The sequence below is a fragment of the Caldimonas sp. genome, from assembly GCF_046291045.1.
Lineage (GTDB): Bacteria > Pseudomonadota > Gammaproteobacteria > Burkholderiales > Burkholderiaceae_C > Caldimonas.
On sequence record NZ_JBKBSL010000086.1, the window covers coordinates 1 to 2,024 of the forward strand.

Consider the following 2,024-nt stretch of genomic DNA (forward strand, 5'->3'; position numbering starts at 1 on the left):
CAATGCCAGGCCGAAGCGCGTGCTCGTGGGCGAAGGTCAGGCCCGCATCCATCAGGGCGCGCATCTGGGCTTCGTCGTCGGCATGGCCGTCCAGGAAGCGCCGGCCGGTGAGCTGGGCCACATCGGCTCTTTGATCGCTACCACTCCCGTATCCCTACTGGCGTCATGCAGACGGCCACACCCGTCTCTGGGTCCAACACGTATTGTCTCGCGTCGAGCGTTGAGCACCAGATCTTTGCCCCGTCCACCCATTGCGCATGCTCTGGGTACGCGTGAGCTTCGTAGTCGTAGTTTGTTGCCCCATTGGCATATTGCAGCCAAAGATACAAAAAAGGACTTCTCGTCCCGATGTCATCATCATTGGTCGCTTCTGCCCGTTCCCGCATCCTGGCCCAGTTCGCAAAAGCCTCTCCCTCGTCGCGCCGGACTTGCCAGATGACGTTGCCGGCTTGGTCGAGGCGGAAGATGTTGTGGTTTCGAAATGCGCGAACCGTTTGCGTGTTCCACAGCGGTTGAACTCCCCAGTCAGCCAGGACGATTTGTCCGCCGTCGGGCATTTGGATGGACAGGTCATACGAAATGCCATTGATCATCCTGAAGGCCATATCACTTCCCGTTTGACGATAGCGGACGAGGATTGCTGAACATTCTTGCGAACTCGTTTCGGTCGGAGAATTCGGTTTTGATCTGGAACTGCACCCCACCCCCGCCGCCGTTGTCCCCGGTGCGAGTGCCGGTGACGGCGGCGTGCGGGGATATCCCGTTGGCCACGCTCACGCTCAGCCTGGTTCCAGCCGGAATCCTCACATCCACCATCATGTTGGGCACTTCTGGCAGGGCGTACTTGCTGGCAATCTGCTGCGGCGTCAGCCCCCGGATGTCTTCGGCGCGCATGATCCATCCCCCGGCAGGGCCCGATTTGCCGCCTTCCACATACACCCGCACGAAGGATGTTGTCTGAGTCGTTGTGACATCCAGCACTGAAGAGCCAGGGACGTATGAAGGGCTGCGTCCTTTAGCGATATCCGCCGCATTCAGTACATCGGCACTTTGACTCGCGACAACTCTAACGCCTGCTGGCAATGCGGCCTGAATTGCTTCTTGCGCTTGTGTTGGCGTCATCGCTGCAGCAGGCGTCCACGGCCCGGTCGCCGACATCGGTTGCGAGGGATCGGCAATGCTGCCATCGCGGTACACGTTATTTTCGATCTTCTGCTGCTCGACCTGCGTCGCGTCGGCGGACGGGGGCTTTGCTCCTGAGGAGCCACTGGTCACCCCGGCCAGCCTGTCAGCCGCCTTCTTGCCCAGGATGGCCGCGCCGATGAGCGCCTCGGTGATCTCGCGCCCGCTGGTGTCGGCATGGAGGCTGGCCAGCACGATCTTCTCGGCTGGGGTGAGGCCCCCCTTGTTCTGGTCGATCTCGCCCAGGTTGGTCTTGAGCAGCCCGGCCACCTGCCTGAGGTGGGTCTGGTTCTGCTTCTGAAGCGCCTTGAGGGCCTCGACCTCGCGGGGGTCGGTGCTGGCGGCGATGCGCGCGGCCAGGTCCTGGGCGCTGGCCTGCAGGGCCAGGTAGTCCTGGCTGAGCAAGGAGAGGTTGGCGCGGCATTGTGCGGCCGAGCCATCCAGGCAACTGTGGCTCAGCTCGGCCTGGCGCGTCTGGCTGAGCTGGTCCAGCCGCTCGCGGGTCTGGCAGGCCTGGGCGTCGCCCGATCGGCAGGCCTGATCGGCCTGGGAGCGCGCCAGCTGTTCCTCGTGCAAGAGGTAGTTGTTGGCCGTCTGGTTGAAGCCGGTGGCCGCCCCGGTGGTGCCGCCGGTGAGGGCGCCCACGGCGGTGCCTGCGGCGGCGATGACGGCCTGGCGCACCGGCTCGGGCAGGCCGGCGGCGTTGATCGCCTCGGCCAGATGGGGCACGGCCGCGGCCGACGAGCCCGACCCCAAGGCCCCTTCGAGCCCCCCGCTCAAGCCGCCCACGGCGATGTGCGCGGCCACGCGGTAGGCGCCGCCTTCGTCCCACTTGCGGGCTT

General features: G+C 64.6%; 2 protein-coding genes. Both read right to left on the minus strand.

Annotated features, from left to right (window positions below):
• Positions 1–137 precede the first annotated feature (137 nt).
• Positions 138–605 (minus strand): hypothetical protein, encoded by a 468-nt coding sequence (locus tag ACK4ZD_RS15500; protein ID WP_409664115.1) that lies wholly within the window; start codon positions 603–605, stop codon positions 138–140.
• 1 nt (position 606) lies between these two features.
• A partial coding sequence (locus ACK4ZD_RS15505; protein ID WP_409664117.1) for a DUF6862 domain-containing protein occupies positions 607–2,024 on the minus strand: 1,418 nt, incomplete at its 5' end.

Coding starts and splice junctions, on each gene's coding strand:
- ACK4ZD_RS15500 (WP_409664115.1), bottom strand. CDS start 605: ATGGCCTTCAGGATGATCAATGGCATTTCGTATGACCTGTCCATCCAA.